Here is a 6,000-nt window from a genome sequence, read left to right on the forward strand (position 1 = left end):
CTTCGCTCGCGTTCGATGTGGCAGTTTGGCTCTGCTTGCCACAGTTGCATTCTAACGAGCGCTCGGACCTAGTGGTAGAGCACTCTAACGTTAGCGCTATCACGCAGTCACTGCTCAATTGCGCGCAAATCGGGTGATGACGGTTTACTCCGCCGACCGAGCTCGCATCAATTCTGCAACAAATGACTTAACTAGCCTGGTTTTCTGCGAGTCAGGCCGGAATAGAAGGATGCTTTTGAAGTACACGGCTGGTTCGAAGGGGCGAAATTCCAAGCCTCGAATTGCGAAGCCCTCTGCAGCTGCCGGATTTGTGATCCCGATCCCGACGCCGCTGAGAGCCAACGCGCATAGCGTTCCAGAACTAGGTGTCTCGGCGATAATTTTCGGCACCACTCCTTCGGCTTGAAGGATCGCATCAAGGCGACGACGAGCACGATCCTCTGGCGCTAGGGCGATGAAGCGGACGCCATCCAAGTCCTTCGGTGAAATTGCAGATTTGCTTGCCAGCGCGTGCCCGGGAGGCAACGCGCAAACCGCCCTTACGCTCGCGAAAGCCTGGTGTTCGAGCCCAGTAAGGTCGACCTCGTCAGCTGCAAGTCCGATATCAAAACCTCCGGTACTTACGAGTTCTCTGACCACCGACGAGGCATGAATCTGAAGGTTGACGGCAATCTCGGGCTGCTTTTGGTGGAACTTGTAAATCGCGCGGGGGACCAGCGTTGCGCCCAGCGCAGCCAGACTGGCGATTCTGAGCGAGCCAGCTCCGAAATCTCTGATGCGAGCGGCTTCGGCTCGGATGCGATCCAGACCAACGAAGCTCTTTTCGACCTCGTTTAGCAGCATCTGCGCTTCAGGCGTGGTGACAAGCCGTCCCTTGATCCGCTCAAAGAGAACGAACCCAACTCCCTTTTCCAGTTCGGCGATCGTCCGGCTCACAGCGGGCTGGGTGATGTCGAGCAATTCGGCCGCCCTAGACGCAGAGCCGCTCAGCATCACCGCGCGAAAGGTCTCCAACTGCCGATAGTTCAATGCGAGCCTCCTATCAGATTCAGGCATAGAATTATGCCGTGAAGTCAGTTGTTTTCATACGATCGTCGCCTACGGTTTGTCCAACTTCGAGGACGCCCATGCACGATCTAACGCTCTGTGTTCATCACCCGGCTGTTTCCCATGACGGCTTTGCCAGCCTTGCAGTACCGACGTATCGGGCGTCCACGATCGTCTACGACGACGCAGAATCCTTCGCGCGCAGAAAGCAGCGCGGTCCTGACGGTTACAGCTATGGCTTGCAGGGAACGCCCACGACGCGAACCCTTGAGGCACAGATCACCGCTTTGCATGGCGGTGTCCGGACGGTGCTGGCACCGTCGGGCCAAGGGGCCGTGGCGCTGGTAATGTTGGCCGTTCTGGTTCCCGGAGACCACGTTCTTATTCCGGATACCGTCTACCCGCCCGTCCGAGATTTTTGCATCAATTACCTCGCTCCACGGGGCATAACGTTTACCGCCTACGATCCTCTCCTTGGAGAGAAGATCGGTTCGGTTATCGATGATCGAACTCGTTTGATCTGGGTCGAGTCGCCAGGTTCTGGAACGATGGAGGTCCAAGACCTACCTGCGATCAGCCGTGTAGCGAAGGCCAGGGGTGTTCTCGTCGGCTGCGACAACACCTGGGCGAGCCCGCTTCTGTTCAAGCCGCTGGCCCATGGCGCGGACTTCGTAGTCGAAGCCCTAACCAAATATGTAGGGGGGCATTCGGATCTCTTGCTCGGTTCCGTGACTGTCGCGGACCTCGGATTGCGTCAGAAGCTCAAGGACACTCTGCGTCTTCTCGGCATCGGCGTTTCGCCGGACGAGGTTTCCTTAGCTCTGCGCGGGATCGAAACCATGGGCCTACGCATGGCCCATACAGGCCGTGTCGCCGAAGAGTTCGCTCGCCGGCTCAGCAATCAGCCTTCTGTCGAGCGCGTGCTCCATCCCGCATTGCCCGGATGCCCTGGGCACGATGTGTTCAAGCGCGATTTCAAGGGCGGCAGCGCGGTGTTCAGCATCGTTTTGAAGCCCGGTGCCGAGCGTCACCTCGATGCTGGGCTGAGCGCTCTGAATGTATTCGCCCTGGGCGCCTCATGGGGTGGGACGCGCAGTCTCGTGGCTCCAATGGCGATCAAAGAGGGCCGCACGGCCACCGTGTGGGCGAGCGAGGGGACTGTCCTTCGCATCAGCATCGGCCTCGAGGATCCGGACGAGCTTTGGAGTGACCTTGAGAAGCTTCTGGGTGCGCTGGAACTGCCCAACGCAAAAGTCGCCTAAACGCCAACCACCAAAAAAGGGGAAGAAACATGAAATTCTTGAATAGCGCTCGGAACTGGGCGGCCTGTGCCGCGGCGGTTGGCTCGCTCACCGCAATGGCAACGGCGGCTCACGCGCAGCAGACCGTCGAGCAGATCAAGCAGCGGGGGTTCGTGATCTGTGGCGCGAGCCAAGGAAATGTCGGGTTTTCCGCGCCGGACCAAAGCGGTGCCTGGAAAGGCCTCGACGTCGATACCTGCCGCGCAATCGCGGTTGCGATCTTCGGCGACAAGGAAAAGGCGCGCTTTGTGCCCTTGTCGGGCTCTCAGCGTCTCACTGCCCTACAGACCGGCGAGATCGATGTGTTGCCTCGCACCACGACGTGGACGCTGCGACGCGATGCGAACGGGCTCAACTTCTCGTTCCCCAACTACTATGAGTACGACGCGTTCTTGCTCCCAAAGAAGCTCGGCGTCACCGAGACAAAGCAGATGAAGGGCGCATCCGTGTGTCTCCAAACGGGCTCGACCACTGAGGTCACCGTTGCGGACCTGTCTCGTGAATTCAAGCTCGATCTCAAACCAATTCTCTTCGATAACGTGCCCGCTACCCGACAGGCATTCTTCGGAGGGCGCTGCGATGCGTTGATCTCCGATGCTTCGGCGCTCGCAACCGCCCGGGCGACGCAAACCAAGAATCCGGATGACTACGTGATCGTCCCGGCCAGCGGTCATTACGAGGCTTTGGCGCCGTCCGTCAGACATGGTGACGATCGCTTCTACGACATCGTCAAGTGGTCATTCCAGGTCCTGATCGCGGCAGAAGACCTCGGCGTTACGCAAGCCAATGTCGATGATCAGCTCAAGTCGAACGATCCTAGGGTCCAGCGCTTCCTCGGCGTCGAGCCGGGGAACGGTCAGGCGCTGGGGCTGGATGAGAAATGGGCTTACAACATCATCAAGCAGCTCGGAAATTACGGCGAGATCTTCGACAAGCACATTGGCCAGAACAGTCCGATCAAGCTCGATCGCGGACCGAACAAGCTTCACAAGGACGGCGGGCTGATGTTCCCGCTCGTGTTCAACTAGTCCACCAGGACAGCGGGAGAGGCATCGCCTCTCCCGACGAGCGCGAGGGCGCGTCATGTTTCGTTTTTGGTTCGATCGCCGTGTTCGTTCTGCCGTTTGGCAAGCCGCGATCCTTGCGGCCTTCCTGGCGGCGATTGCCTGGCTGACGGCAAACACTCTCGACAATCTGGCGCGCCGTGGAATCCAGACTGGCTTCGGCTTTCTGACAAGGCCCGCGCGCTTCCCGATTTCAGAAGGCTTTCTCGCTTATGAGCCCACGCAAACATATCTGCGGGCATTCGCGGTCGGCCTTCTGAACACGATCTATGTGTCCGTGCTCGCGATCGCCGCCGCAATGGTGATCGGGTTCGTCATCGGACTGGCGCGTCGCTCCCTCAATCCGCTTGTGCGCGGCGTTGCTGCAAGCTTCGTCGAAGCGATGCGAAACACGCCCCTCGTGGTTCAATTGCTGTTCTGGTACGCGGTCCTCACGATCGGGTTGCCGTCGCCTCGCGCGGCGTTGGAGCCTGCCCCGGGGCTGTTTCTTTCGCTGCGAGGACTCTTCTTCCCTTGGCCCATCTTAAGCGGATGGGCGATCCCGGCCTGGATTGCGCTCGCGGCGGTCGCTCTCTCCGTCGGCGCGGCCTGGTTCGGACGGACGGCTGGTCGGGTCCCGATTCCGCCTCCACGGGTAATTGCGCTCGGAGGCTTGGGCCTGGCAGCGGCCTCCGGCTGGGTGGTTGGTGCGAGCGTGAGTTTCGATCGGCCTGCTTTGCAGGGGTTCAACTTCTCTGGCGGTGCGACTCTGACCCCGGAGTTCATGGCACTGATGCTGGGACTTGTGCTCTACACATCCGCCTTCATCGGCGAGATCGTCCGGAGCGGCATCGACGCCGTTCCGAAAGGGCAGTGGGAGGCCGCGCGGTCGCTGGGCTTGCGGGAGCCGCGGATCCTCTGGCTGGTCATTCTCCCTCAGGCCGTACGGTTGATGGTGCCGCCGATGACGAGCCAGTTCCTGAACGTTGTAAAAAACACGACCCTGGCGCTGGCCGTAGGCTATCCCGACTTTGCTTCCGTCATAGCCACGACGATCAATCAAACCGGCCAGGCGATCGAAGGCGTGCTGATTCTGATGGCGGTCTACCTGGTGATCAGCCTGTCCGTCTCGGCGCTGATGAACGGGTACAACAAGCGCATCATGCTGGTGACGCGATGACGGTTGCGGATTTCTCCTTGGAACAAACCTCTCCGGCGAGGTCGGGCGAAAAGACAGCCAGGCCCCCGGAGCGGCGCATGTCGCCTCTTTCGGTGCTGTTCGGCAGCTTGGGCAGTGCGGTGCTGACGATCGCACTCGGTGCGGTCCTGATCCTCGTGCTGCCACGCATCATCCAATGGGGTGTGATCGACAGCGTCTGGAGCGCAAACGACGGCGCGGCTTGCCGCGAAGCTACAGGAGCGTGCTGGGCGTTCCTGCGGGCCAAGTTCCGGCAGATCACCTTCGGGATCTATCCCCCCGATCAGCAGTGGCGGCCGTTCTTGGCGATGATCCTGCTGTTCGCTTGCATCCTCTGGAGCCTGCCACCCCGCAACTGGGGACGAAGCTTGCTCGTCCTTTGGGCCACTGCCATCGCGGCCTTCCTCATCCTGATGCAGGGTGGGATGTTCGGTCTAGCTCTGGTGCCCAGCGCTTACTGGGGCGGTTTGCCGGTGACGCTGATCCTAGCAGTCTCCGCCCTCGGCATCGGCTTCCCGCTCGGCATTGTGCTCGCGCTCGGCCGGCGTTCTGCGATGGCCGTTCCCCGCATCCTCTCAACCGGTCTGATCGAGATCATCCGCGGATTGCCACTGGTCAGCCTGCTCTTCATGTCGTCGATCATGCTGCCCATCATGCTTCCGGATGGGATGGCGATCGATAAGCTCGCTCGGGCTGGCGTGGCTCTCACCATTTTCTCAGCGGCCTATCTCGCGGAGATCGTGCGTGGCGGCTTGCAAGCCGTGCCTGCCGGACAAGAGGAAGCATCTCGGGCGCTAGGTTTGAGCTGGGGCCAGGCCATGCGCCTGGTCGTCCTGCCCCAGGCCCTTCAGAAAGTGATCCCACCCCTAACCAACACGATCATCGTGATGGTCAAGAACACAGCCCTGGTTCTCGTGGTCGGACTTTTCGACCTACTCAGCTCCGGCAAGGCAGCGCTCACCGATCCGGCCTGGCCCAGCCCCTTCACGGAAACCTACCTTTTCATCGCCGCGATCTACTTCGTGATGTGCTTTGGGATCTCGCGATACAGCGCCTTCCTGGAACGAAGGGCGAGTATCGGGACGGCACGCTGACAACCGCGAAAGCGACAAGGAGCTTTTCATGAACGTAAGCGTGAATGTGCTTGGATCCAGCGCCTCCGACGCCGTCGGAATGATCGGCGTCAACAAGTGGTATGGCGAGTTCCACGTCCTACGCGACATCAACCTGAAGGTCGGCCGCGGCGAGAAGCTCGTGATCTGCGGCCCGTCGGGCTCGGGCAAGTCGACGATGATTCGCTGCATCAACCGCCTGGAAGAGCACCAGAAGGGCCAGATCATCGTCGACGGCACGGAACTTACCAACGATCTGAAGAAGATCGACGAGATCCGCCGCGACGTCGGCATGGTCT

General features: G+C 60.4%; 6 protein-coding genes. 5 read left to right on the plus strand and 1 reads right to left on the minus strand.

The genetic code is table 11. The annotated features are described in order from the left end of the window. Positions 1 to 144: 144 nt before the first annotated feature. Positions 145 to 1,029, minus strand: a complete 885-nt coding sequence (locus tag BGO20_RS18555; protein ID WP_291664822.1) for a LysR substrate-binding domain-containing protein — start codon at positions 1,027 to 1,029, stop codon at positions 145 to 147. Positions 1,030 to 1,127: 98 nt separating this feature from the next. On the opposite strand from BGO20_RS18555, the gene BGO20_RS18560 reads away from it, so the two are divergent. The 5 genes from BGO20_RS18560 to BGO20_RS18580 all read left to right on the plus strand — a co-directional run. After that, positions 1,128 to 2,309 (plus strand): trans-sulfuration enzyme family protein, encoded by a 1,182-nt coding sequence (locus tag BGO20_RS18560; protein WP_291664820.1) that lies wholly within the window; start codon positions 1,128 to 1,130, stop codon positions 2,307 to 2,309. Between the two features lie 29 nt (positions 2,310 to 2,338). Then, positions 2,339 to 3,376 carry an amino acid ABC transporter substrate-binding protein gene (locus BGO20_RS18565; RefSeq protein WP_362890409.1) on the plus strand — a complete coding sequence of 346 codons (1,038 nt, stop codon included), beginning with the start codon at positions 2,339 to 2,341 and terminating at the stop codon, positions 3,374 to 3,376. Between the two features lie 55 nt (positions 3,377 to 3,431). Next, a complete protein-coding gene (locus tag BGO20_RS18570) occupies positions 3,432 to 4,571 on the plus strand; it encodes an amino acid ABC transporter permease (RefSeq protein ID WP_291664819.1) in 1,140 nt (379 codons plus the stop codon). Between the two features lie 77 nt (positions 4,572 to 4,648). Continuing rightward, positions 4,649 to 5,683, plus strand: a complete 1,035-nt coding sequence (locus tag BGO20_RS18575; protein WP_291664818.1) for an amino acid ABC transporter permease — start codon at positions 4,649 to 4,651, stop codon at positions 5,681 to 5,683. A 28-nt stretch (positions 5,684 to 5,711) separates the two neighbouring features. Beyond that, positions 5,712 to 6,000, plus strand: a 289-nt coding sequence (locus BGO20_RS18580; RefSeq protein WP_299858562.1) for an ATP-binding cassette domain-containing protein, incomplete at its 3' end; no start/stop codon positions are given.

This window comes from Allobosea sp. 67-29 (genome assembly GCF_001898115.1).
In the GTDB taxonomy this organism is placed as follows: domain Bacteria; phylum Pseudomonadota; class Alphaproteobacteria; order Rhizobiales; family Beijerinckiaceae; genus Allobosea.

Excerpts from the sequence above, each read along its gene's own strand:
- BGO20_RS18560 (WP_291664820.1), top strand. The coding sequence starts at position 1,128 with ATGCACGATCTAACGCTCTGTGTTCATCACCCGGCTGTTTCCCATGAC.
- BGO20_RS18565 (WP_362890409.1), top strand. The coding sequence starts at position 2,339 with ATGAAATTCTTGAATAGCGCTCGGAACTGGGCGGCCTGTGCCGCGGCG.
- BGO20_RS18570 (WP_291664819.1), top strand. The coding sequence starts at position 3,432 with ATGTTTCGTTTTTGGTTCGATCGCCGTGTTCGTTCTGCCGTTTGGCAA.
- BGO20_RS18575 (WP_291664818.1), top strand. The coding sequence starts at position 4,649 with ATGTCGCCTCTTTCGGTGCTGTTCGGCAGCTTGGGCAGTGCGGTGCTG.